Genomic DNA, 25,046 nt, shown 5'->3' with positions numbered 1-25,046 from the left:
GCTTTAATATTTAAATTTTAAGGCAACGGAGTAGTTTGCTGGTTCACCATAAAAAGCCTGACCATATGCAAAGCTATTTAAATATTTTTTATCAGTCACATTATAACCATTCGCTTGAATGGTGAGATGTTTGTTGACATCATAACTTGCCATTAAGTCAACCAGTGCATAAGCATCTTGATGTATTGTTGCATCTATATCAGAGAAATATTGTTCGGTATCGTTTTGATAGCGTAAAGCTGCGCCGACTTTAAGTGCAGGAACTTGAGGGATTGTATAGGTGGTTGATAAATTTATTGTTTGTGTCGGATTGTAGGTGCGGGCATCGCCTCCATTTTTGAGATCTTTTAAGCTAAATTGAGTAAAACCAAAAGATAGATTCAGGTGATCGGTGAGTGCTCCGGTTAAGCCAACCTCAACACCTTGTGCGCGCATATCAGTCGTGGGAACATCGTGATTGAATGGATTGTCACTGGTACGCAATGGATAATTATTTTCTTCAGTTCTAAAAATTGCCAATGTACTTGTCAATTGTCCATCTAGCCATGCACTTTTTACACCGAGTTCATAGCTTTCACCTTCAATTGGGTCATTAACTTTACCTTCATTTGTTGCAGTTTGGGGGCGGAAAATGGAGGTATAGCTTAGATAACCTGTATATTCCGGGCTAAAATTATAGGTAATTCCCGTATATGGAGAAAATTTGTTTACATCATAATAAACACTGGCATTGTAACTCTCACCGTCACTTTTTGCATTTACAAAGTTACCACCAATGATAAGTTTAAAATCATCATTTAAGTGTAATCGTGTGGCTGCAAAAATTGAGTGAATGGTCTGTTCATAATTTGCTGCTTCATAAAAATCCCCCATATCAAACGCGGAGAGTGTAGAAGGTGTCCAACTGGCTAGATCTGTCGTATAAAGGTAATTGTTGGCAGCAGCTTCAGATTGTCGGTATTGATATTGTGACCAGCTATAACCGATCATTGCCTCATGTTGACGGTTAAATAAGCTATAGCGACCATCTAGACTTATATTGGCTTGGCGGGTTTTAATTTCACCAGCATAATTACCAGGCCATAATAGAATACCGCTGGTATTGTCTGTACTTGATGGGGTGCCATAAAGATATAGCAGGGAGGACTGGTTGTCTTCTTTACTATCATCATAATTGAGTTTTAGCGTCCAATCCTGACCGAGTTTTTGTTCCAAACCTACAAAATAATTGGTCACTTTATGGTCTTTGTAGGTCCAGTCCGGACTATAGTTATAACTGCGAGAATAACTTAATTCTTCGCCAGCATCATTGTAAATCGGATTTGCACCCCAGTTCGCTGCATTGGCATAACTTCTGGTTTGAGAGATGCCGGCAGAGAGTAAAGTTGAATCGCTAAGGTCGGCTTCAATGATAGCAGCAAGACCATTTTTCTCTTTGGAATAACGATCTAGGTAAGAGTCCCCAGTTTGTTCATAGCCCATGACACGTCCACGAACATTACCTGATTGTGTTAAAGCCCCGGAAACATCTGTTTCATAACGCTGTGTATTCCATGATCCATAACTGATATTGGCAGCAGCATTAAACTCTTTGCTAGGTCGCTTGCGAATCATATTGATGGTGGCACTTGGATCACCAAATGCGTTGGTTAATGCATCTGCACCTTTTACTACTTCAATCCGATCATACAGGAAAGTGTCCTGATTAAGATCATTGTAGTTGTAGCTGCCGAGCGGAAAGCCTACGCCATCGACTAAAATATTTGAAATTTCAAAGCCTCGGGCTAAATATGAACTTCGGTCTGTTTCTTCATTGGATACAGTGATACCAGGTGTGAGTGTAAGTGCACTACGAATACTATTTACATTAAAATCTTGCAACTGTTGTTGCGTCACCACGTTAATGGTTTGAGGTGTTTCTTTAGCCTCAATATTAAGTTTGGTCGCACTTGAACTATTTTTGATGTTGTAGGCATTGCTCGCCAGTGAACCAGTGTCATCTGTTGCAAGAACCTCAATGGTGGGTAGTTGTTGTATTTCGTCTTGTGCAAAGCACGCCATACTGGTGATTGAGGCACTACAACATACTGCAATATACAAGCGATGATAGGAAAATAGACGAGGGGTTGGCATAGATAGTACCTGTTAATAGTAATCTTTCTAATTATCATTTATAAATAAAATTACTGCAATAAAGTGTAAAACTTTTTTAATTAAAAAAGGCCGCCGAAGCGACCTTTTGATATTTTACTTACTGCAATATTTATGCAGATTTCACAGCATTTAACAATTCAGCCTGACGATCTTTTAAAGCTTGTGGTAAGCGTTCGCCAAGTTTGTTAAATAATTCGGTATGACTTTCGATTTCTTTTAACAACAGCTCTTTATCTTGAGAAGTCACTTTCTCAAAATCTTCTGGAGAGAAATCTGTACCTGCCCAGTTAAGATCCTGATAGGTTGGCACATAGCCAATCGGTGTTTCAACCGCATTGGCACGACCTTCTACACGGTCAATGATCCATTCCAGTACACGGGTATTTTGACCAAAACCTGGCCATACAAAGTCACCGTTTTCATCACGACGGAACCAGTTGACATTAAAGATTTTTGGTAATTTATTGCCAGCAGCTTCTGCTTTTTTGGCAACTGTTTCACCCATTTGCAGCCAGTGATTGAAGTAGTCTGCCATGTTATAACCTGTGAAAGGTAACATTGCAAACGGATCACGACGTACAACACCTTGTTGACCAACCGCAGCAGCAGTTGTTTCAGAACCCATGGTCGCTGCTTTGTAGACACCATCAACCCAGTCAAAAGCTTCGGTAATTAATGGCACAGTATCGGCACGGCGACCACCGAAAATAAATGCAGAAATCGGTACGCCTGCTGGATTTTCCCAATCGGCATCGATAGATGGACATTGTGCCGCAGAAACTGTGAAACGTGCGTTTGGATGTGCAGCTTTTTCACCGGCAATATGTGGTTGACCTTTCCAGTTGGTCAATTTTGCAGGCGCTTCTTTGGTTAAACCTTCCCACCAAACTTCACCATCTTCGGTGACTGCAACATTGGTATAAATCACATCTTTATGCAATGTTGCCATACAGTTCGGGTTGGTTTTGGTATTTGTACCTGGTGCAACACCAAAGAAACCAGCTTCTGGGTTAATGGCATACAAACGGCCATCTTCACCAGGTTTGATCCAGGCAATGTCATCACCTACGGTTTCAATTTTCCAGCCTTCATAACCTTGTGGTGGGATTAGCATGGCAAAATTGGTTTTACCGCAAGCCGATGGGAATGCCGCTGCGATATAATGTTTTTCACCTTGTGGATTGGTCACACCCAAAATCAGCATATGTTCAGCTAACCAGCCTTGTGCCCGACCCATAGATGAAGCGATACGAAGAGCCAAACATTTTTTACCCAGTAATGCATTACCACCGTAACCAGAACCGTAAGACCAGATTTCGCGGGTTTCTGGATAATGCACGATATATTTCTCTGCATTACATGGCCATGCAACATCTTTTTGACCTTCTGCAAGTGGTGCACCGACAGAATGAACGCAAGGTACATATTCACCATCTGTACCTAAAACATCATAAACTGCTTTGCCCATACGTGCCATTTTGGTCATGCTGACTGCAACATAAGGTGAGTCTGTTAACTGAACACCAATTTGTGCAATATGACTGCCTAAAGGACCCATAGAATAGGGTACAACGTACATGGTACGTCCTTTCATACATCCATCAAATAGACCATTTAACTTGGCACGCATGACACTTGGTGCTTCCCAGTTATTTGTTGCACCGGCATCTTCTTGTTGTTCAGAACAAATAAACGTGCGATCTTCAACACGTGCAACATCAGAAGGATCAGAATTTGCAAGATAAGAACCAGGATGCTTTTCTTCGTTTAATTTTTGCATGGTACCATTTGCAATCATCAGGTCGATTAGACGCTGATATTCTTCTTCGCTGCCGTCACACCATTCAATTTTGGCTGGTTTGGTTAACTTGGCAATTTCTTCAACCCATGCGATAAGCTTGGGATGACGAACGAATTCTGGTGCGTTCACTTGGGTCATGTTGAGGCCTATAAGTAAAAATGTACAAAGTACAAATCATCACCGTGATACGGTGACGTAAATGACTAAAAATTGTGGGCGTATTAAAACATAATTCAATTTAAATGATAAGCAATCGAATTTGGCATGCCAGAAAATGGCGTGATATTTTTATTTAAAAATTTTTTAAATTTAATGTGTTACAAGTCAACATTTATTTTTTTGATAAAAAAACTCCATATATTTCTATAGGAAATATCAAGAGCTTTGGTCGTCATCGTATCATTATTGCAAATGTTTTATTGTTTTTTTATACAATCGTTTATGATAACAATAAGGTAAAAAATCGATTGTTTTTTAAGAGAAAAATCATGCATGTAGGCCAGCCATTATCGATCATTATGAATGTTCGTTCCGGACATCATGGACAAGGTCATGAAATGGAAATGCAGTTAATTGCACAAACCCTTGAAAAAACTGGATTTGATGTAGAGATTTTTTTTACCACTGAAGACTTTCCTTTACAGCAATGTATTCGCACAGCAATCGCAAGACATCAACCTTTTGAAATAGGTAAACAGGGGATGGTTGTTGCAGCAGGGGGAGATGGTACGATTAATGCAGTGGCTCAGGCATTAATCCATACCCAGATTGAACTCGGAATATTGCCACTTGGTACTTTTAATTATGTCGCTCGAGCGTTGAATATTCCCATCGAATTACCTGTTGCGGTACAGAATTTAATTGAGGGTAAAGCGCGCCCCATTCATGTTGGGCAGGTGAATCAGATGATTTATCTTAATAATGCCAGTATTGGGTTATATCCTGTAATCATTGAAAATCGTGAATATTATAATAAAAAGTTTGGGCGTTTTCCGCTGGTGGCTTATTTATCCGGCTTGGGCGTCTTGGTAAAATCACATAAACATTATAATTTGCAGCTTAAAATTGATGGACAGCAATATCCGCTGGATACGCCAATGGTATTTTTTGGCAATAATCAATTGCAACTACAAGACTTGCGTTTAAAGCTGGCCGCTTGTGCCGCACAAGGTAAATTAGCGGGTGTGGCGATTGGCGAGGTCAGTCGATGGCAGCTATTACAACTCATGATTAAGCTATTAAAAGGGGAGCTTGAACAAGCCGAAGATGTTTATAGCTTTTGTGCAGATCATGTGGAAATTTCCGCCAAACGTCCACTGATGAAAGTTGCGTTGGACGGAGAAATATTGCAATTACGCACCCCTTTAAAATTTTCTGTTTTGCACGATGCAATTCAAGTGAGAGTGCCACATGCTATTACATCTCTCTGATTTGCACTTTGGTACAGAACAACCTGATCGGGTGGCAGCAGTCAGACAATTTTGTCTTGATTATCAGCCAGAATTAATCGTGGTCAGTGGTGATTTGACACAGCGGGCACGATTTCATCAATTTTATTTATGCAAACAATTTTTGGAAAGCTTGCAATGTCCTTATCTGGTGGTGCCAGGTAACCACGATATTCCGCTGTATCATGTCTGGCGACGTTTTTTTTCACCTTTCAATCGTTACCAATTATTTTTTGGTTCTCCCGAAAATGTGATGCAGACAGAACATTTCTATGTGATCGGTGTGAATAGTATTCGGCCTTCCCATCATACAAAAGGCTATGTATCAACCGAACAAATATTGCGGGTGACGCAATTGTTGCAGCAGGCACCCAAGCATCTATTAAAATTTATCGTTGTCCATCAGCCGTTTTATACCGAACCCGATGATAAACATGGCAGTAAAGATTGTCCTGTACTGGGTGAAATTGCCTTACAGCACTGGGCTAAAGTTGGATTAAACGGGTTGTTGCATGGTCATTTGCATCAGTCTGCGGTTTATCATTTAAACCAGCTTTATCAATTACCGGGTGCTCAGGATGTACTGGATATCCATGCTGGGACAGCTTTGTCTTTTCGTCTGCATCATGGCCAGCAAAATGGATTTAATCTGATTTATCCAGATGGGCAAATTGATGGATTTTTATTTAATCCTGCGACACAAATATTTGAAAAAGATCAGACATTATGGACGTGTTGAATTAAGAGATTAAAAAATACACAAATCATGCAAAAAAAATAAAAATTCCCCTTGAAGCAAAAATTTGTAACCCCACTACAGAAGCAACAATTTTTTATATCAAACATAAAAGTTGTGCAAAGGGTATTTCATAATTTTTATGTTGTTAATCTAGACTAAGTCTGATGGAGTTAAAACATGAGCAATATTCGTCCGTTACATGATCGCGTTGTGGTAAAACGTGTAGAAGAAGAAACCAAAACTGCGGGTGGTATCCTTTTACCTGGTTCTGCTGCTGAAAAGCCATCGCAAGGTGAAGTGATTGCTGTAGGAAATGGTCAAATCACAGATAACGGTGTACGTGCACTAGATGTAAAAGTTGGCGATAAAGTATTGTTTGCGACTTACGCAGGTACCACTGTAAAAGTAAATGGTGAAGAGTTATTGATTATGAAAGAAGCAGATATTTTAGGCGTATTGGAAGGCTAAATATCTCGATCATATCTAAAACGATTTTAGATAAATAAATAGTCAGATTAAATAGATAAATGATACTTGGAGTTTAACATGTCAGCAAAAGACGTAAAATTTGGTGATTCAGCTCGTTCAAAAATGATTGCAGGCGTAAATGTGCTTGCAGATGCAGTAAAAGTAACTTTAGGACCAAAAGGTCGTAATGTCGTGATTGACCGTTCATTTGGTTCACCACACATCACCAAAGATGGTGTAACTGTTGCCAAAGAAATCACATTAAAAGACAAATTTGAAAACATGGGTGCGCAACTGGTGCGTGAAGTGTCTTCAAAAACCAATGATGTTGCAGGTGATGGTACAACCACAGCAACTGTATTGGCTCAGGCTATTTTAAATGAAGGGATCAAATCAGTAACTGCTGGTATGAACCCAATGGATTTAAAACGTGGTATTGATCTTGCTGTAAAAGCAGTGGTTGAGAATATCCGTTCTACTGCGAAAGCAGCTGATGATTTTAAAGCGATTGAACAGGTTGGTTCAATTTCTGCTAACTCTGACCATACTGTCGGTAAACTGATTGCACAAGCCATGGAAAAAGTGGGCAAAGAAGGTGTAATCACTGTCGAAGAAGGTTCTGGCTTTGAAGATGCGCTGGACGTTGTAGAGGGTATGCAGTTTGATCGTGGTTATATCAGCCCATACTTCGCCAACAAACAAGATACGTTAACAGCGGAACTGGAAACACCATTTATCTTGCTGGTAGACAAAAAAATCAGCAATATCCGTGAATTAATCACCGTATTGGAAGCAGTTGCCAAAACTGGTAAACCACTTTTGATCATTGCCGAAGATGTTGAAGGCGAAGCTCTTGCAACTTTAGTTGTAAACAACATGCGTGGTATTATCAAAGTTTGTGCGGTTAAAGCACCTGGTTTTGGTGATCGCCGTAAAGCAATGTTACAAGATATTGCCATTTTAACTGGTGCAACAGTCATTTCAGAAGAAGTTGGCATGTCTTTAGAACAAGCGACACTGCAAGATTTGGGTACTGCACATAAAGTGACTGTATCTAAAGAAAATACAGTGATTGTTGATGGTGCTGGCGATGCCAATGCGATTGCCGAACGTGTTCAACAAATTCGCGCACAAATCGAAGAAGCTACTTCTGAATATGACAAAGAAAAACTTCAAGAACGTGTGGCTAAACTTGCCGGTGGTGTTGCAGTGATTAAAATCGGTGCAGCAACAGAAGTTGCAATGAAAGAGAAAAAAGATCGTGTAGACGATGCGCTTCATGCAACACGTGCTGCGGTTGAAGAAGGTGTAGTTGCTGGTGGTGGTGTTGCTCTGGTTCGTGCCATTGCTGCACTTGACGGCTTAACTGGTGCTAATGATGACCAAACTGTAGGTATCAATATTTTACGTCGTGCCATTGAAGCACCACTGCGTCAAATCGTTTCCAACTCTGGTGATGAGCCATCTGTTGTAATTAATGCAGTGAAAAGTGGTGAAGGTAACTATGGTTACAACGCTGCAACTGGTGAATATGGCGATATGCTGGAAATGGGTATCCTTGATCCTGCAAAAGTAACGCGTTCTGCACTTGAACATGCTGCATCTGTGGCTGGTTTGATGTTAACCACAGAAGCCATGATCACTGACATTCCAGAAGATAAACCTGCTGCACCAGATATGGGCGGTATGGGTGGCATGGGCGGTATGATGTAAATTGCTCATATATAGTATAAATTTTTGTAATTTAAAATAATTTATACTTAATATTTTAAGCATGTCCACCATGTTACTCACATTTGGGCGTGTTACAAGAAAGGTCGCAAATAAAAGTTTGCGGCCTTTTTTAATAAGGGAAGTCTTGCTTTAAAATAATTTAAAAAAAACAAATATTAGATCAAGAGCAAGTGCATTTAAGCTGAGATACAAAAATTTTTTAAATGATCATAAAAATTCAAAAGATAAAAATAAATATATGAATTTTAATGATTTAAAAAAAATCTAGTATTGGACACCACCTGTCCATCTTATTGGTTATTATGGTTGAATTAACATTGTATTTAAGGAAATATATGATCATAATCATCAATATAGAATTAGTCTTAGAGCAGTAGTTGATACATAGATTACATATAGTGTATAAAAAAACATTAAGCAGTTGTGAGCTATCTCAAGAAAATCATTGTTACATGAATCAAGTAAGAAAACCTTTTAAGTGTTAAGTTGTTGGCTAAAGTTATAGTATTGTGGGAAATAGATAAAAATGTCGAGTGAAAATCAGTTAAATGTTGAGCAGCAGAAAGAATATGCGATGTATCCTGTGCAGGAAATCCAGCGATTGTACATGCTACATCAACACTATCAGATGCTACTTATACAAATAGAACAACTTAAAGTAGAAAATTACTCGCTTAGGCAAAAAATATTGGAATTAAGCAAAAATACTGCAAATAATAAAATAGACTAAATTGATTCATAGATACACAATTTAAGACAATTACTATTTAAAAAATTGCTAATTTAGCAACATGATAAATTTTTGCGATAGGAAGTATTTGACCCCTATAAGCAGAAAATTTTGATCCAGAATATTCCAAAATTAGAACATTAATAAAAAATTTGGGGGATTATCCTAGGAAATAAAGATGAGTATTGAACTTGTAATGAATGAAGTGATATTGTTAAAACAGATTATGTCACATAAAAAAAGAAGCAATATATGCGATATCTTATAGTTGAAGTTAAAAGATCATCGGTTGAAATATCAGATGTTATGCCAAGTATTTGAACACCTATCAGTATAAATAAGTAGAATTATTTTGAAGTTTATAATCATTATTGATTATTGATAAGCATTTCATTAATTAAATGATAAATAAGGAATTTTTGTTTGTTGCTAAGTTTTTCAAATTTATCTGCTAGATCACTAAGTTGAATAGATTGATTATAAATCAATCTTTGATCTGCTTTATAATCATTCGGTTGTTCTTCACCAAACCGTAACCATTGGCTTGAGGTATCTAGCCATGTTGCGAGAATCTGTAATTTATCCTGATTGGGAATAGCATTTCCAGATAACCAGTTACTAGCGGTCTGCACACTAATCGATTGCCCACTATAGCGTAAATTAAATTCCCGTGCTAACCAAGTAGGGCTGTTGACTGGCCAGCTATATTTTGCCAGTAGTTGTTTAAGTCGAAGACTAAAGGCAGATTTTTCACTTTTTTCTTTCATAGAAAACATTAGACCATATAGATGTTGGAATAACTTAACATGTTTAAATTCAAGTTTTGATTGATAAAATGTTGTTATTTAATTAGCCTATTTGCATTATTTTTGGTTAAAAAATATGCTTTTTAAGTTTTTTTAAGAAAATCATATGAATAAAAAGTAAAAAATATATATATTTTTAATCAAGTTTTGATTGATTAATGTTTAAAGTGAAACTAGAATTGGCCTATGGGTTACCTCGGATGTATTTTCATCTGAACTACTGATGCTATGTCAATGTGAGAGCTCATAATAGATAAGTAGTGAAGACACGAACCGTGTTTTGGGGAAACAATTCGTAAAGTAAATTTAAAGGTAGTTTTATATGAAAAAGACATTGTTAGCGTTAAGTTTGACTATGGGTGTATTTGCGGGTCAAACATATGCTGCTCCTATCACTAGTGAAGCCGATGTGTATAAATATGCTGATGCTCAAGGTAACACAATCCTAAAAGTTGAGATTCGTAATGGTAATGATGAAATCATCTCAACTGGTGCGTATACTTTGGTAAATAATGAACTTGTAGCATATACAGGTGATACATCTAAATATTCAACTTTGATTAGTGGTGGACAAGTAGCAGCTGAATATGAAGAAGGGGATGTTACAATTGGTGGGCAAACAAATACTAAGAATGATTATTGGTCATATAGTACGCTCACTACGAGTGGTTTTGATTTTAATCTAGAAGGACAATTAGTTGATTCTAATGGTGTTGTAATTGATGAATTGGATGCATACAAAAGCGGTAGAAATGATACACTTGCGCTTAAGGATGTCGAAGTTGGTAATCTAGAAGCGGCCAATCAAGTTGAAGCAGTGAGAAACTTTACTTTGTCATCTTCTAGTAAAAATGCACAAGGTTTAATTTCACGTGATGGTTCTTCTGTAACAGCGGTTACAGGTAATGGTATTGCCTTAGTTAAAAATAGTGAAGGTACTGAGATTGATGTAACCAAGGGTACAGCAACTAAGACAGTAACAATTACTGGTAGTAAAGAATCTTCCAAAGAGCTAAAAGCTTATACTACAGCTAATAATAATAAAGTTTTCCAGATTGGTGATGAATATTATTCTGTAGGAAACAATGGTCAATTAACTACTTTCACTGGAAACACATCTTCATTAACACAATATGCTGCTGGTGTGGCTGATCAATTTGGTGGTGGTACAACTAATAAATCTGTAAATACAGCTTTTGTAAGTAATGAAAATGTAACCTATGGTGAAAGTGTTTCATCACAAGCTAATGCTGGAACAATTACATTAGGTAGTACAGATCCCAATTTAGTTCAGGATTTGGGTGTTAATTATACTTTAGGTACTGCTGGTGATGTTGTAGAAACATCTAAATCTGTAGTAACTGGTATTATTGATACTAATGAAACAACAGGCAATACATATGGTTTGGAAGCTACTACTACAAAAGATGGTATTGTAACTGATAAAACTACTATTACTGCTGCTGGTATCTCAACAACTGGTACAATCAATGCATCTGACTATCAAGTAAATGGTGTAAGTATTACTGAGTCATTAAATAATGCTGTTACTCAGGCTCAAGATGCCGCAAATGGTGTTAAAGAAGCTGCTATAACTGAATCAAATACTTATACTGATACTCGTGAAGCATCAATTCGTACAGATTATGCTGCCGCTGATGCTAAAACATTAACTGATGCAAATGCTTATACTGATGCAGCGGTAAGTAGTTTCCAATCTAATGTTAACCGTATTAGCAAAAAACTTGATGATGTTGAGAAAACTGCTTATCGTGGTGTTGCTATTGCATTAGCTGCACAACAACAAGTACCAAACATCAAACCGGGTCAATTTGCAGTGTTTGGTGGCGTAGGTCACTATGAAGGCGAAAGCGCAGGTGCATTAGGCTTAGTCAGTGCGTTAGCTGATGGTCGTACATCAATCAGTGCTGCTTTGGGTGTTGCAGGTAGCGGTGAAGTAGGTGGTCGTGTTGGTGTCGCTTACGTTTTCGGTGGCAACTAATTTAATATAAGTTTAAGTTTTCATTTCCTCCTCTGTCCTCGCTTCGGCGGGGATTTTTTATTGCAAAAAGTAAAAAAGATCATAATTGTTTTTGATGCTGAACCAGGCGTTATTTCATCTCTTGTCATTTAGTGCAGAATAACTTTTAAAATTCTAGTGCAGAATGAAATGCAAATTAGTGCAGAATTGACTGTAAACTAACAGTATCACAGCGGTTTCAATAAAAGTGCAATGATACAAGCTATGCAAGGTTGTAATTCGTGATATGAATGTGTAATTACATAAGAAAAAAGGCTTAAACCATTACAGTTTAAGCCTTTTCATTTTATAGATCGTGATAACTCGATCTGTAAATTTAAGTATATGGTGGAGATGGGGGGAGTTGAACCCCCGTCCGCAAGCACTACACTCGAGAATACTACATGCTTAGATATCGTCTATTGTTTTAACACTTTATGACCCGACGAACAGGGTACAAAGCGCGATCCTCTAAGTTTGGTATAAAGTCCCGAGGCTTAACTTTATACGGACTTGTGTGCGTGCGCTTCAGTCGGGCTACCAGACCACAAGTATTCTAGTAGGCGGACAAGCTGCCCTTAGGCAGCTAGAGCGTAAGATTCGTCGTTTGCGACTATTAAAATGCAAATTTTATTTACGAGAGGAAATGCGCTCTCGGCATGCATCTATGAGTTTCATCACCAGCGTCGAAGCCAATAACATCCCCAGATGATTTGCCAATACTAACAGAGAAAAAGCAAAATTGCTAGCTTTGACTTTTCCTATATGCACTTGGCCTTGCACTGTATATGGTGTGTTGTTAAAAAATTTCAAGAGGGGGAAATGAAAAGAAGAAGTTTATAGAGTTATAGTCATCTGTTCTTGAATGAGCATACCTGATTTTATTACATAATGATTTTCATAGTGATAAATATATTGTCCTACAAATTAATCTCAAGAGATATCGTATCGAATGCTTGTAAAGCAGGTTAGATCATGATGACCTAACCTTTTTATTAGGATTAATGGGCAGCACCTTTGGGAATAGAGACTTTTTGGGGTTTCGGTGCAAGCCAGACCAGTGCCGCTGCAACAAAAAATAGTAGTGTAAATAATAGAAATACATGATCGACAGCAACAGTAAGTGCTTCCTTATTGACTAAATCGGAAACAATACCTAGGGCAACTTCATGGGAAAATCCATTTTCTTGTAAGCTTGTTAAGGTTGCATCGGGCTGTAAGGTTGAGACGATTTGATTACGTGCCATAGAGGAACGATCATCCCAGATTGTGACTGCCAAAGAGGCACCGATTGCTCCGGCAATGGTTCTTAAAAAGTTCATTAATCCAGCTGCTGAGGCAATTTCCTGAGGCAGTACTGATGCGAGTGCTAGATTAGAGAGGGGAATAAAAAACATTGGCACGCCAAAACCCTGCAAAAATTGCGGGAGTGCAACGACCCAGAAATCAGCATCGTTGGTCCAGAAGGCACGCATGAGTGTAACTCCTCCCAACCAGATCAACCCAAATGAAGCAATGGCACGAGGATCATATTTAGTGGACCATTTGGCGACCAGTGGCGACATCATAATGCTGCCAAAGCCCATAGTTGCAGTCACATAACCAGCCCAAGATGCTGTGTAGCCAATGTTACTTTGTAGCCATTGGGGGATGACGACAATACAGCCAAAAAAAGCACCAAAACCAAAAGCCAGCGCAACAACCGCACTACTAAAACCGAGATGTCTAAAAATCTTGATGTCAACAACTGGATTGGATTCAGTGCTTTCCCAAATAATAAAACTGATAAAACCAAGTATGGCAATGATGGCAAGACTACAAATAAATGTACTGCCAAACCAGTCATGTTCATGGCCTAGATCCAGCATGAGTTGTAATGCGCCAATCCACAAAACCAATAAGGCTAAACCCATTGCATCCATACGAAGTTTAAAGGTATCGGTCTCGGCTTCACGTAAATAGCGCCAGACACCCACCGCACAAAGTATGCCTACTGGAATATTGATAAAGAAAATCCAGTGCCAGGATAAATTGTCACTAATCGTACCTCCGAGAATAGGGCCTAGAATTGGTCCGATAACAGTGGTTAGTGACCAGATCGCCATGGCTTTGGCATGTTGTTCGCTAGGGAAAATACGCATCAACAGGGTTTGGCTCAGTGGCATAATCGGACCGCCGAACAGACCCTGACCAATCCGGCAAATGACCAGCATGGCCAGACTATTGGACAAACCGCACAAGATTGAAAAAGAGGTAAATCCAATCAGCCCAACGACAAAGACCCTGACTGTACCAAAACGATTGGCTAGCCAACCTGTTAAGGGAACACAAATGGCTTCGGCAACCGCATAGGAGGTAATGACCCATGTGCCTTGCGAACTGGAAACTGCTAATCCACCTGCAATATGTGTCAATGAGACGTTGGCAATGGTCATGTCCAGCACCACCATAAAGTTGGCAAGTGCTAATAACATTGCTGCAATCAGTAATCTTGTACCTTGCAGGCTGGTAGGATAAGTTTGTGCATTCATGGCAGATTACTTGCTGCTTAAGTCGATACTTGCTTGCATGGATAATCCGACCCGCAATGGATGAGCAATTAACTCTTTGGGATCCAATGTGATGCGTACCGGTAGACGTTGAACCACTTTAATCCAGTTTCCGGTTGCATTCTGGGCTGGAATCAGGGCGAATGCAGCACCTGTTCCTCCGGCAATACCTGTGACCTTGCCATGATAAACAATATCTTTACCGTAATAATCAGAGGTGAGAGTGGCAGTTTGTCCTACACGGACTTTTGCCAATTGACCTTCTTTAAAATTGGCATCAACATAGAGTTGTTGTACTGGGACAATCTTCATGATGACACTGCCCGCAGCAAGACGTTGTCCAATCTGGACGTTGCGCTGCGTCACGATACCTTCTATTGGGGCACGAATAATGGTTCGTTCAAGGTCAAGCTGGGCTTGTTCGACGTTGGCTTTAGCAACCAGCACATCAGGACTGTCATTTTCGGTGCTTCCCTGAATCAGGGCATCATTGGCAGCCAGATTGCTTTGGGCAGCATTGCGGCTGGATTGCGCCTGAGCCAGACCTGCTTGTGCAACTTGTAGTGCAGCTTTGGCTGTGTTGACAGTTGTTTGTGCTGCACTTAAATCTTCTTTCGAAACCCCACCGATAGCCACCAGTTGTTGACGGCGTTTAAAATCATCGAGTGCTTTATCATAATCGGCTTGGGCTTTGTTGATCTGGGCTTTGGCACTATTGATGACATCATTACTAACATAAATTTGTGAATCCAGTGCACTGCTATTGGCTTTACTTTGTTTAAACTGGCGTTGTGTTTTAGCCAGTTGCGCCTGTGCTTGTGCCAACGCAATTTTAGCATCCCGATCATCAAGCTGTACCAGAATATCGCCTTGATGCACCAATTGGGTATCATTGACTAGAACTTTTAGCACCTGAGCATTGGCCATGGATGTGACCTGTGCTGTATATGCTCCGACATAGGCATTATCCGTATCAACTTCATCACTAAATAGCCAAGACCAGAGCAAATAAGCCAGTACAATGATAAAAATCAATAGGGCAAAAATTTTAAATAATTTTTTTCGTGTGGCTGTAGGTGAAGCAGTTTGTTGATTGTCACTTTCACCTGTATGAGGTGCATCACTGCTAGGGTGTTGAGCGTCACGCATAGAACATTATCCTGAAATAGAACATGATCGCAATATTTAACATCGACGTTAAAATAGTGTACTGATCAGTACACGAATAATAATCCTATTTCAGAAAAAAACTAGTCACTCTTTTTACTGCAAATGAAATTTTTTGAGTAAAACAACGCTAATATGAATAAGAACCGATTGCCGTCGCAATCAATTGTTCTTCGTTATTGGTCAGATCCATACGCATGGTACAGCTTTTGCGTCCCATTCGTAAAACGTCTGCCCGTGCAATAAAGTATTCACCTCGACCCGGGGCAATGTAATCGACACGCATATCCATGGTTGCCAGACGTGTGACTTTTTTAATGGTGTCAGCAAATTCTTCGGCTTTTGCCCGTTTATATAGCTCACCCATGGCCACAATACCGCCGATACTGTCTAAAATCGTTGCAGCCACTCCGCCATGTAAAATCTGAAATGCAACATTGCCGATTAAATAGGGTTTCATCTCGATATAGGCTTGGATTTGTTCATCAACAACCTGCATTTGCATATTATTGTGAGAAAAGAAAGGAGAGGAGTTAAATGCCATACACAATTGCTCAAGGATTAATTGTATTTGCCCCTGATTTTCAGGGTTTAAGTTTCCGGTCCAGTCAGAAGTGCTCTTGCTCATTGGATTTGCTCGCCTATTTCCTTTTTGATATTTCTCATCCGATCACTTTGCCCATTTGTAGGCAAAGGCGTACAATAGTTGCGTATTCTAATCGCAATTTTTGAGAATGTTATGACTTATACGTTCAATCGTCCTGCATTTCCAGCGACACGCATGCGTCGTATCCGTAAAAATGATCAAATCCGTGAGATGGTAAGTGAAACGCAATTAATGGCAAAACAGCTTATTTATCCAGTATTTGTATTGCCAGGGCAGAATCAGCGTCAGGACATTCCAAGCATGCCGAAGATTCAGCGTTTATCTGCTGATTTATTGCTCAAAAAAGCTGAACATTTATTGCAATTGGGTGTGTCCAAGCTGGCATTATTCCCGGTAACACCACAGCAAGACAAGTCTTTAACGGCTGAGGCTGCATGGCATGAAAATGGTCTGGTACAAAATACCTGCCGTTTATTAAAAAAAGAATTACCAGAAATGGTGCTGATTACTGATGGCGCGCTGGATCCTTATACCACGCATGGTCAGGATGGCATTATTGACGAAACTGGCTATGTGTTAAATGAAGAAACTGTAGAATGCTTGGTAAAACAAGCATTAAGTCATGCCGAAGCGGGCAGCGATATTATTGCACCGAGTGATATGATGGATGGTCGGATTGCATCAATTCGTCAGGCACTTGAGCAAAATGGTTATATTTATACCAATATTATGGCATATTCGGCGAAATATGCATCCAGCTATTATGGACCATTTCGTGATGCAGTAGGTTCCTCAGCCAATCTGAAAGGTGCCAACAAATATAATTACCAAATGGATTTTGCCAATCGTGCCGAAGCATTGCATGAAGTCGCACTGGATATTCAAGAAGGTGCAGATATGGTTATGGTAAAACCGGGTATGCCTTATCTGGATGTGGTACGTGAAGTAAAAGATACCTTTGGTATTCCGACATTTGTATATCAGGTCAGTGGTGAATATGCCATGCATATGGCAGCGATTGAAAATGGCTGGCTCTCTGAAAATGTGATTCTGGAATCATTGTTATGTTGTCGCCGTGCAGGTGCCGATGGTATTTTGACTTATTTTGCCGAAGTTGCAGCAGAAAAGTTAAAACAATTTTAAATTTTTACTATCGCAGTTTTTCGATAAAAATTAAGGACGATTTGTGTCTTTCTCTCAAGAAAAAGTCATTATTATTGGTGCAGGCATCGTGGGTTTGATGACTGCACTGGAATTGATAGAACATGGCTATCATGTCGAAATTTTTGATCAAACCGATGCTGCCAAAGCGGCTTCATGGGCAGGAGGCGGTATTCTTAGCCCGATGTATCCGTGGAAATACCATCCGGCAGTTAATCAACTGGCACAATTTGGCAAACAAAGCTATTTGAGCTGGAATAAAAAATTAATGCCGGTTTCCGGAATTGATTTTGAAATTGAACAAGTCGGGATGCTGATTTTTGATCATGACCAATATGATTATGGTTTAAATTATGCACATGATTTTCATGAACCTGAACAGGAATCTAGTTTGCTGACTCAGGACACATTACATCAATTAAATCCTCGCCTGAATAAAACCCTAGATTCTGCGGTTTATTTTCCCCAACTTGCCAATATACGTAATCCACGCTTAACCCAGTCGGTATTAAAGTATCTGCAATCGCAACCGAATGTATTGATCCATCAGCACCAAAGAATTATAGAATTTAAGCAAACGAATAATCATATTCAGGCGGTGCTAGATGAGGAGGGCAATCGTTATGTTGCGGATCATTATGTGATTGCCACGGGCGCATGGACCGAAAATTTAATTGATCAGTTTGGTTTAAAACTGGAGATTAAACCGATTCATGGACAAATGGTGTTATATAAAACCCCTGAAAAATGGCTTCCGAATATGTGTATGAACAATACCATGTACCTGATTCCAAGACGAGATGGTCATATTGTATGTGGATCAAGTACCAATGATTTTGGTTTTGACCGAGATTTACGTGAAGACATTAGCCAGAATATTATTCAGGCAGCTTTATCGCTGGTACCGGATTTGGTTGATTTCCCTATTGTAAAACAATGGAGTGGATTACGTCCGGGATCGCCAACCGGCGTACCTAAAATTGGTCGTGTAAAAGATTTGAATAACCTTTGGATAAATGCCGGACATTATCGTAATGGTTTGGTAATGGCACCTGCATCAGCACGTTTATTACGTGAACAAATACAGGGTGTTGCAACTTTTTTTGATGCTAGCCCTTATCAAATTTAAGTTTTTTAACTTTGATTTTAAAATTTGGTTTTGTACATCGAGTTTTAGCGACGTGTTGTAAATTTCAGATCAAGACTTGTGATAATGCGCCAACATTTTGGCTGTTGGATTGCCAAGGAACCAATAGCCTAGAACAACTAAAAAAGCATTTAAAATAAAGAAAATGCCCAAAAATATTATGACAAATATAATGTTACTAAACGCTTGCTTGAGGGCAACAAAATCAATATGACCTTGCGTCATCAATAACCCGATTATTCCCGCCAAAATACTATATAGCCAGAATATCGTGGTACATCCAAGGCTTAATTGCCAGCGTTGTGTTACGGTCGGCAAGATTTTATTGACTTTGACAAAACGTACAGTCATTAAATAAAACGCCAGTAAATACGGTAACAAGGCAAACAGGCTGACGATCTGTGCAGACAGCATCCCTAAAAAGCCCAGCAAAAAAGTAAAGGTGATGAGCCACATTGAAAAAATTGCATAACTGGGTAACAATCGTGTCATACGAAAATAAACGTCAATTGAAGTGTCATGATCATAACATGACAAAACAATGATTAAAAAAATAGTTTTTTCAAATAAATTTTAAATTATTTGTCAACCAAACTAATCCTGATGACGTTATAGAGAGTAAGACCAGCAATAACTGAATAAAAAATTGCATGGCATCTGCAAATGAAACGTACATTTTATCCTTTTTGTGCGTTTACAGGGTTTGGTGGTCTGACTTTCTTTTGAAACGCTTTGTGTAATATATGGCATCTTATATAAAGCATTGGATATTAAACCAGTTAAGCCTCGCATCTTAACTGGTTTTCTTTTATCTACGCTCTACGTCATTGTGGAGAAAATATTTTTTTTTGTAAAAAATTCCAAAACTTATAAAAAATGTAAAATAGATGACGCAGGAATATGCTAGATTTCAAATGAGTTTTATTCTTATGTTTGTCATATTTCTCGATGCCATTCGAACCCGTCGAAGCGGTGTAATTCAAATTATTTAACTTGAGCCCGTAACTTGAACCCAAAGTCAGATACAGTATGATTTCTCGTTTTTTTATTTATCGACCTATCTTTGCTTTTGTCTTGGCAATTATTCTGATGTCGGCAGGTGTGTTTGCTATTAAAAGTTTGGCTGTTGAACAATATCCGGATATTGCACCACCGAGGATTACTATTTCGACAACTTATTCTGGTGCAGGAGCACAGGAAGTCGAAGACAGCGTAACGCAAGTTTTAGAGCAACAAATCAAGGGTATTGATCATTTACTGTATTTTACCTCTAAAAGTGAAGCAACTGGTCGAAGCCAAATCAGTTTGTATTTTGATCAAGGGACAGATCCCGATCAGGCACAGGTTCAGGTACAAAATGCGATTAGCAGTTCGATTACTCGATTACCCGATGATGTGCAGCGGCAGGGTGTTCAGGTTTATAAATCTTTAAGCGACAGTTATCTGGTGGTCGGTTTATATGATGAAAGCGGTCGATCAACTAATATCGATATTTCGGATTATTTAACCAATCATTTTGAATTGACTTTATCACGTCTGGAAGGTGTGGGTGAAATTAATGTCTTTGGTTCCCAATATGCCATGCGCATCTGGCTCAATCCTTTAAAATTACAACAATATAATCTGATGGTAAGCGATGTTCGCACAGCCATAGAAACCCAGAATACGCAGGTGGCCGCAGGCGCAATTGGCGACTTACCAATGCCGGCTGATCAATATTTAAATGCCAAAGTGACCTCTGGCTCAATTTTGCGTACACCGGAACAGTTTGAAAATATTATTTTAAAAGCCAATGCCGATGGCAGTTTTGTTTATTTAAGAGATGTCGCCCGAGTTGAAGTTGGTGCAGAAAATTATCAGGTCTTTAACCGTTTAAATGGTTATCCGGCATCCGGGCTTTCAGTTGCACTGGCTTCTGGTGCAAATGCGATTCAAACTTCGGAAGCAATTTATCAGCAAGTCGATGAACTCAGAAAGCATTTGCCTGCGGGCTATAAAGTCGTTTATCCACGAGATGGAACACCTTTTGTGCAAGAGTCGATCAAGCAGGTGATTCACACCCTGTTTGAGGCGATTCTTCTGGTGGTGGTGGTGATGTTCCTATTCTTGCAAAGCTGGCGTGCGACATTAATTCCGGCTTTAACTGTGCCAGTCGTGATTTTGGGAACATTTGTTCTTTTGGCGGTTTTTGGCATGTCGATCAATACATTGACACTGTTTGCACTGGTACTGGCGATTGGCTTGCTGGTTGATGATGCAATTGTGGTGGTGGAAAATGTAGAGAGGATCATGCATGAGCAAAATATTGATGCAAAGCAGGCCAGTATCCTCTCCATGCAGGAAATCAGCGGAGCGTTGATTGGTATTACTTTGGTGTTGACGGCTGTATTTATCCCTATGGCATTTTTTAGCGGGGCAACAGGTGTAATTTATCGCCAATTTTCCATCACCTTGGTATCTGCAATGACTTTGTCATTACTTGTTGCATTAATTTTAACACCTGCAATGTGTGCACTGCTCTTAAAACCACAACAGAAGAAAGCCAAATGGGCAAACTGGTTTAATGGCAGTATTGACCGACTTAAACAGAATTATCTTAAAGTTTCCAAGGCAATGATTCGGTTCAAGTATCTTTCTCTGGTCATATTTGCTGTGTTGATCACCAGCTTTGTCTGGACGTATCGGGACTTACCGACCAGCTTTTTACCGCAGGAAGATCAGGGAATGCTAGGGATTCAGTTCCGTTTACCTGAAGGCACTCCAATGCAGCAGACTGAGTTGGTTGGTAAATATATTTCAGATTATTTTATGCAGCAGGAAAAAAATAATATGAATGCGATCATGGTGGTCTTGGGTCGCAACTCTTCCGGTACAGGTCAAAATCTGGGGCAGGCTTATGTTTCATTTAAACACTGGGACGAGCGTAAAAATAAGGAAGATAGTATTCAGGCAATTCGGGCCAGAGCCTCAGCATATTTTTCCAAGCATAATCAGGCTAGAATTTCTGTAATCTTGCCACCTGCTATTCGCGGATTGGGTTCCTCGGATAAAATGGAGTTTTTCTTACAGGATGTAGAAGGAATCGGCCGGGAAAAATTATTACAGCATTTTGATGCCTTACAGCAACAGACTAATCAGAGTAATATTATTCAAAATCTGGATAAAAAAACCAATTCGGAGCAGGCAGTTTTAAATCTTAACATTGATCCGCGTTCGGCAATGAAACTGGGTTTAGATATTGCAGATATCAATCGCACTTTGTCTACGGCATGGAGTGGTAGTTATATCAATGATTTTATTGACCGTGGCAAGATTAAGCGGGTTTATATACAAGGCGATGCTGAGTTCCGTTCAAAACCCGAAGATATGCGTTATTGGTACGTGAAAAATGCCAGTGGTCAAATGGTACCTTTCACCCAGTTTGCCACTGTGAACTGGCAAGGCGCACCACCAGTGCTGGAGCGTTTTATGGGCTATTCTGCACTTGAACTGGAAGCGAATACTGGCAATGATGTGAGTACCGGGCAAGGGATGCAGGAACTCAATAAGTTGGTTGCCCAGCAGCCTGAGGTACAATTATCCTGGAGTGGTTTGTCCTATCAGGAGCAGAAATCAAGCAATCAAACACTGGGTTTATATCTGGTATCTGTCTTGTTCATCTTTTTGTGTCTGGCGGCATTGTATGAAAGTTGGTCGATTCCAACTGCTGTTTTGGCAGCAATTCCGCTTGGCGTCGGTGGTACGATATTATTTAGTGCCTGGTTTTCTTTCCCCAATGATATTTATTTCCAGATCGCTTTGCTGACCACCATTGGATTATCGTGTAAAAATGCCATATTAATGGTGGAGTTTGCATCAGAAAGACAGCGACAAGGCAAATTGGCATATGATGCTGCTTTAGAAGCTGCTGCATTACGCCTAAGACCGATTCTGATGACATCAATTGCTTTTGGTGCAGGTGTGGTTCCACTTATGCTGGCAACCGGTGCTGGCGCATTAAGTCGTCAGGCCATTGGCTATAGTGTTTTTGGTGGCGTATTATTTGGCACAATTTTGGTGTTAGTTTTTATTCCACTGATGTATGTGTTGATCCGACAACGCAAAGCTACAGCAAATGAAATAGGTAATTAATCAAAAATCCCAGTGTTATATAGCTTTAACGAACTTAAGCGTTCGTGTGAATATTATTGATAATTTAAGGAGTTAATTTATGAATACGAAGTTGGTTCGTATGGTGGGAACTTTAGAGGGGATTTCTTTTCTGGTTTTATTATTGATTGCCATGCCAATGAAATATATTTGGGGTAATCCATTGGCAGTGAAATACGTGGGAATGGCACATGGTGTTTTATTCTTATTATTTGTCGGTATGTTATTGTTCCTATGTATGAAGAAACAATGGTCTTTACGCATCTTTATTTTAGGCTTGATTGCTGCGATTTTGCCCTTTGGCCCATTTGTTTTTGACCATAAACTAAAACAACTTGATCCACATTAATTCATGGTGAATACTGCTCATCACAACAGACTTTTATGTACATAGAAAGTGTGATGATCAATATATAGAGCCTAATTATGTCCCAACCAACAAAATTAACACAACAAGAAGTGATTGCGATAGAACGTGATCTGGCAAAGTTTGCCAATACCATGGATAGTCTGGTACGTATTCCGTTTACCAAACAGGGCGTCGGGGCAGATGCTGCCTTAAGTACGATTCCATTTGCTGGGGATGTTGCAGGTTTTGTATTAACCATTTATGCCTTTAAAAAAGCCAGAGAAGTAGGCGTCCCCCAAAGCAAACTCAATGGTGTGATCAGACTTGCTGTGATTGATATGCTGGTCGGTTTTATTCCTGTACTGGGCACTGTTTTCGATATTTTTATTCGTCCAAGTCGTAAGACATTGGACATCGTACATGCGCATATCCGTGACCAGTATGCCATTGAAAGTGATATTCATGTTGTGCATCCGTTTTTACATGAAGCATTGGAGCAAAAACAGCAACGTTCGGCGTTTTGGCGTAATCCAGTGATTAGTTGGCTTTGGTTGCGTATTCCGGATTTGTTGGGTTTGATTTTTATTATTGCCTTGGGATTTTTATTGGTCCTAGGTCTACAATGGCTTTGGCATTTGGACATCTGGCAAAAAATTTAAAAGGGAGCAATCCGTGGGAAGCAAACAGGATCATGTGAGTGCCAATTTACCTGCATTAAATTTTGAAGATACCTTGGCCTTTTATCAGAATTTGGGTTTTCATGCCGAATATCTTTCCGATCAATGGATGATTTTGGTTCGAGGACCTTTGGAAATCGAATTTTTCTTGCATGAAACATTGCAGCCTTTACAGTCTGATCATAGTGTATGTATTTGGGTGCAGGATCTGGACGGACTTTATGCATTATGGTCGGCACTGGACTGGCAAGATTATACCGCACCAGTCAAAATCACTGAAATTTTACAGGATGCTCAGATTAGACGTTTTAGTATTATTGATATAAATGGCAATCTATTACGTTGTTTGAGTTTGAATTAAAAAAAGTTAAGTTAAAAAAATGCTTCTCGAAAGAAGCATTTTTTTTGATTATCTCACATCAAGTTTTTGCAAAGCAGCAACGCGTTGCTCAATACTTGGATGGGTATGGAATAATGCTGCCAGACTAAAGCCTTGATGTTGACCTTCGGCAATAGCAAAAGCCTGCATTTCCTTAGGCATTTGATCAGGCATTTCTGATTCAGCTTTTAAGCGCAGCAGGGCAGAGATCATGGCTTGTTTGCCAGCAAGGCGGGCACCTGCTTCGTCGGCACGATATTCACGGTAGCGTGAGAACCAGAGCACAATAGTGCTTGCCAGAATACCAAATACAATGTCCAGCACCATGGTTGTGACAAAATAGCCAATACCGGGAGCTTCATTGTCGCCACGACCAAACACATTACGATCAATAAAATCACCGGCAATACGTGCAAAGAACATGACGAAGGTGTTGACTACGCCCTGAACCAGAGACAACGTGACCATATCACCATTGGCAACGTGACCGATTTCATGGGCCAGTACTGCACGGACTTCATCCGCCGACATTCTTTCCAGCAATCCTGACGAAACTGCAACCAGCGCATCATTCTTGTTCCAACCCGTTGCAAACGCATTGGATTGTGTCGAATAGAAAATCCCAACCTCTGGCATTTTAATGCCTGCACGTTGTGATAAATCTGCAACGGTTTGTAATAACCACTGTTCCGCCTGATTACGCGGAGACTCAATAATTTGTGTACCAGTTGTTTTTTTCGCAATCCATTTTGACATGAACAGTGAGATGAAAGATCCCACCATACCAAAGACAAAACAGAAGACTAGTAAGTTGCCCAGATCCAATCCGCCTGCGGAACGATAACTTCCAACACCTAGGATAGATAAAACAAGACCTGCAACTACTAGAACTGCGAGGTTGGTTAGCAAAAACAAACCAATCCGCATCATGGACCTAATCCTCTAAAAAAATAAAAAGTAT

20 protein-coding genes and 1 other RNA gene are annotated in these 25,046 nt (G+C 39.6%); 12 read left to right on the top strand and 9 right to left on the bottom strand.

What is annotated here, in order from left to right:
* Positions 1-3 precede the first annotated feature (3 nt).
* Both CAP51_RS08105 and CAP51_RS08100 read right to left on the bottom strand, forming a co-directional pair.
* Positions 4-2,133, bottom strand: coding sequence for a TonB-dependent siderophore receptor (locus CAP51_RS08105; RefSeq protein ID WP_087620237.1), 2,130 nt, complete (start codon positions 2,131-2,133; stop codon positions 4-6).
* A gap of 130 nt (positions 2,134-2,263) precedes the next feature.
* Complete coding sequence (locus tag CAP51_RS08100; RefSeq protein ID WP_087620236.1) at positions 2,264-4,093, bottom strand: phosphoenolpyruvate carboxykinase (GTP); 1,830 nt, start codon at positions 4,091-4,093, stop codon at positions 2,264-2,266.
* A gap of 350 nt (positions 4,094-4,443) precedes the next feature.
* On the opposite strand from CAP51_RS08100, the gene CAP51_RS08095 reads away from it, so the two are divergent.
* From CAP51_RS08095 to CAP51_RS08075, 5 genes are all read left to right on the top strand, one after another.
* Entirely contained in the window at positions 4,444-5,385 is a 942-nt protein-coding gene (locus CAP51_RS08095) for a diacylglycerol/lipid kinase family protein (RefSeq protein WP_087620436.1), read from the top strand.
* Complete coding sequence (locus CAP51_RS08090; protein ID WP_087620235.1) at positions 5,366-6,142, top strand: metallophosphoesterase family protein; 777 nt, start codon at positions 5,366-5,368, stop codon at positions 6,140-6,142. The genes CAP51_RS08095 and CAP51_RS08090 overlap by 20 nt, the downstream gene beginning before the upstream one ends.
* 177 nt (positions 6,143-6,319) lie before the next feature.
* Entirely contained in the window at positions 6,320-6,610 is a 291-nt protein-coding gene (locus CAP51_RS08085; RefSeq protein WP_087620234.1) for a co-chaperone GroES, read from the top strand.
* A gap of 78 nt (positions 6,611-6,688) precedes the next feature.
* Positions 6,689-8,323, top strand: a complete 1,635-nt coding sequence (gene groL, locus CAP51_RS08080; protein ID WP_087620233.1) for a chaperonin GroEL — start codon at positions 6,689-6,691, stop codon at positions 8,321-8,323.
* A gap of 547 nt (positions 8,324-8,870) precedes the next feature.
* Positions 8,871-9,074, top strand: coding sequence for a hypothetical protein (locus CAP51_RS08075; RefSeq protein ID WP_087620232.1), 204 nt, complete (start codon positions 8,871-8,873; stop codon positions 9,072-9,074).
* 368 nt (positions 9,075-9,442) lie between these two features.
* On the opposite strand, the gene CAP51_RS08070 is transcribed toward CAP51_RS08075, so the two are convergent.
* Positions 9,443-9,841 carry a hypothetical protein gene (locus CAP51_RS08070; protein ID WP_087620231.1) on the bottom strand — a complete coding sequence of 133 codons (399 nt, stop codon included), beginning with the start codon at positions 9,839-9,841 and terminating at the stop codon, positions 9,443-9,445.
* A gap of 361 nt (positions 9,842-10,202) precedes the next feature.
* Between CAP51_RS08070 and CAP51_RS08065 the strand changes: the two genes are divergently transcribed.
* Positions 10,203-11,882 (top strand): YadA-like family protein, encoded by a 1,680-nt coding sequence (locus CAP51_RS08065; RefSeq protein WP_140404415.1) that lies wholly within the window; start codon positions 10,203-10,205, stop codon positions 11,880-11,882.
* 364 nt (positions 11,883-12,246) lie between these two features.
* Here the strand turns inward: CAP51_RS08065 and ssrA are convergent.
* The 4 genes from ssrA to CAP51_RS08045 all read right to left on the bottom strand — a co-directional run bounded on the left by ssrA (position 12,247) and on the right by CAP51_RS08045 (position 16,244).
* Positions 12,247-12,606: a transfer-messenger RNA gene (gene ssrA / locus CAP51_RS08060) on the bottom strand.
* A gap of 295 nt (positions 12,607-12,901) precedes the next feature.
* A complete protein-coding gene (locus CAP51_RS08055; protein WP_087620230.1) occupies positions 12,902-14,431 on the bottom strand; it encodes a DHA2 family efflux MFS transporter permease subunit in 1,530 nt (509 codons plus the stop codon).
* Between the two features lie 6 nt (positions 14,432-14,437).
* The gene (locus tag CAP51_RS08050; RefSeq protein WP_087620229.1) at positions 14,438-15,598 is read right to left on the bottom strand and encodes an HlyD family efflux transporter periplasmic adaptor subunit; all 1,161 of its coding nucleotides are present in this window, start codon (positions 15,596-15,598) and stop codon (positions 14,438-14,440) included.
* Between the two features lie 148 nt (positions 15,599-15,746).
* Positions 15,747-16,244: a thioesterase family protein gene (locus tag CAP51_RS08045; protein ID WP_087620228.1), complete on the bottom strand. Its 498-nt coding sequence runs from the start codon at positions 16,242-16,244 to the stop codon at positions 15,747-15,749.
* Positions 16,245-16,355: 111 nt separating this feature from the next.
* Between CAP51_RS08045 and hemB the strand changes: the two genes are divergently transcribed.
* Together hemB and CAP51_RS08035 are read left to right on the top strand one after the other, a co-directional pair.
* Complete coding sequence (gene hemB / locus CAP51_RS08040; protein ID WP_087620227.1) at positions 16,356-17,366, top strand: porphobilinogen synthase; 1,011 nt, start codon at positions 16,356-16,358, stop codon at positions 17,364-17,366.
* 43 nt (positions 17,367-17,409) lie between these two features.
* A complete protein-coding gene (locus CAP51_RS08035; protein WP_245809104.1) occupies positions 17,410-18,513 on the top strand; it encodes an NAD(P)/FAD-dependent oxidoreductase in 1,104 nt (367 codons plus the stop codon).
* 69 nt (positions 18,514-18,582) lie between these two features.
* Here CAP51_RS08035 and CAP51_RS08030 read toward each other — a convergent pair whose 3' ends face one another.
* Positions 18,583-19,023 carry an ABZJ_00895 family protein gene (locus CAP51_RS08030; RefSeq protein WP_087620226.1) on the bottom strand — a complete coding sequence of 147 codons (441 nt, stop codon included), beginning with the start codon at positions 19,021-19,023 and terminating at the stop codon, positions 18,583-18,585.
* Positions 19,024-19,560: 537 nt separating this feature from the next.
* On the opposite strand from CAP51_RS08030, the gene CAP51_RS08025 reads away from it, so the two are divergent.
* From CAP51_RS08025 to CAP51_RS08010, 4 genes are all read left to right on the top strand, one after another.
* Positions 19,561-22,662 (top strand): efflux RND transporter permease subunit, encoded by a 3,102-nt coding sequence (locus CAP51_RS08025; protein WP_087620225.1) that lies wholly within the window; start codon positions 19,561-19,563, stop codon positions 22,660-22,662.
* A gap of 79 nt (positions 22,663-22,741) precedes the next feature.
* Positions 22,742-23,029, top strand: coding sequence for a DUF3817 domain-containing protein (locus CAP51_RS08020; RefSeq protein ID WP_087620224.1), 288 nt, complete (start codon positions 22,742-22,744; stop codon positions 23,027-23,029).
* Positions 23,030-23,106: 77 nt separating this feature from the next.
* Positions 23,107-23,688, top strand: a complete 582-nt coding sequence (locus CAP51_RS08015) for a DUF4112 domain-containing protein (protein ID WP_087620223.1) — start codon at positions 23,107-23,109, stop codon at positions 23,686-23,688.
* A gap of 13 nt (positions 23,689-23,701) precedes the next feature.
* Positions 23,702-24,067 carry a VOC family protein gene (locus CAP51_RS08010; protein WP_087620222.1) on the top strand — a complete coding sequence of 122 codons (366 nt, stop codon included), beginning with the start codon at positions 23,702-23,704 and terminating at the stop codon, positions 24,065-24,067.
* 48 nt (positions 24,068-24,115) lie between these two features.
* Here CAP51_RS08010 and htpX read toward each other — a convergent pair whose 3' ends face one another.
* The gene (gene htpX, locus CAP51_RS08005) at positions 24,116-25,015 is read right to left on the bottom strand and encodes a protease HtpX (RefSeq protein WP_087620221.1); all 900 of its coding nucleotides are present in this window, start codon (positions 25,013-25,015) and stop codon (positions 24,116-24,118) included.
* Positions 25,016-25,046 lie beyond the last annotated feature (31 nt).

The sequence above is a fragment of the Acinetobacter populi genome, from assembly GCF_002174125.1.
Taxonomy (GTDB): Bacteria; Pseudomonadota; Gammaproteobacteria; order Pseudomonadales; family Moraxellaceae; genus Acinetobacter; species Acinetobacter populi.
The sequence above is the reverse complement of the archived record's forward strand: the minus strand, read 5'-3'. Positions and strand labels throughout refer to the sequence as shown.

Excerpts from the sequence above, each read along its gene's own strand:
- CAP51_RS08065 (WP_140404415.1), top strand. The coding sequence starts at position 10,203 with ATGAAAAAGACATTGTTAGCGTTAAGTTTGACTATGGGTGTATTTGCG.
- CAP51_RS08100 (WP_087620236.1), bottom strand. The coding sequence starts at position 4,093 with ATGACCCAAGTGAACGCACCAGAATTCGTTCGTCATCCCAAGCTTATC.
- CAP51_RS08085 (WP_087620234.1), top strand. The coding sequence starts at position 6,320 with ATGAGCAATATTCGTCCGTTACATGATCGCGTTGTGGTAAAACGTGTA.
- CAP51_RS08030 (WP_087620226.1), bottom strand. The coding sequence starts at position 19,023 with ATGACACGATTGTTACCCAGTTATGCAATTTTTTCAATGTGGCTCATC.
- htpX (WP_087620221.1), bottom strand. The coding sequence starts at position 25,015 with ATGATGCGGATTGGTTTGTTTTTGCTAACCAACCTCGCAGTTCTAGTA.
- groL (WP_087620233.1), top strand. The coding sequence starts at position 6,689 with ATGTCAGCAAAAGACGTAAAATTTGGTGATTCAGCTCGTTCAAAAATG.
- CAP51_RS08045 (WP_087620228.1), bottom strand. The coding sequence starts at position 16,244 with ATGAGCAAGAGCACTTCTGACTGGACCGGAAACTTAAACCCTGAAAAT.
- CAP51_RS08075 (WP_087620232.1), top strand. The coding sequence starts at position 8,871 with ATGTCGAGTGAAAATCAGTTAAATGTTGAGCAGCAGAAAGAATATGCG.
- CAP51_RS08055 (WP_087620230.1), bottom strand. The coding sequence starts at position 14,431 with ATGAATGCACAAACTTATCCTACCAGCCTGCAAGGTACAAGATTACTG.
- CAP51_RS08090 (WP_087620235.1), top strand. The coding sequence starts at position 5,366 with ATGCTATTACATCTCTCTGATTTGCACTTTGGTACAGAACAACCTGAT.
- CAP51_RS08025 (WP_087620225.1), top strand. The coding sequence starts at position 19,561 with ATGATTTCTCGTTTTTTTATTTATCGACCTATCTTTGCTTTTGTCTTG.
- CAP51_RS08015 (WP_087620223.1), top strand. The coding sequence starts at position 23,107 with ATGTCCCAACCAACAAAATTAACACAACAAGAAGTGATTGCGATAGAA.
- CAP51_RS08095 (WP_087620436.1), top strand. The coding sequence starts at position 4,444 with ATGCATGTAGGCCAGCCATTATCGATCATTATGAATGTTCGTTCCGGA.
- hemB (WP_087620227.1), top strand. The coding sequence starts at position 16,356 with ATGACTTATACGTTCAATCGTCCTGCATTTCCAGCGACACGCATGCGT.
- CAP51_RS08050 (WP_087620229.1), bottom strand. The coding sequence starts at position 15,598 with ATGCGTGACGCTCAACACCCTAGCAGTGATGCACCTCATACAGGTGAA.
- CAP51_RS08020 (WP_087620224.1), top strand. The coding sequence starts at position 22,742 with ATGAATACGAAGTTGGTTCGTATGGTGGGAACTTTAGAGGGGATTTCT.
- CAP51_RS08070 (WP_087620231.1), bottom strand. The coding sequence starts at position 9,841 with ATGAAAGAAAAAAGTGAAAAATCTGCCTTTAGTCTTCGACTTAAACAA.
- CAP51_RS08105 (WP_087620237.1), bottom strand. The coding sequence starts at position 2,133 with ATGCCAACCCCTCGTCTATTTTCCTATCATCGCTTGTATATTGCAGTA.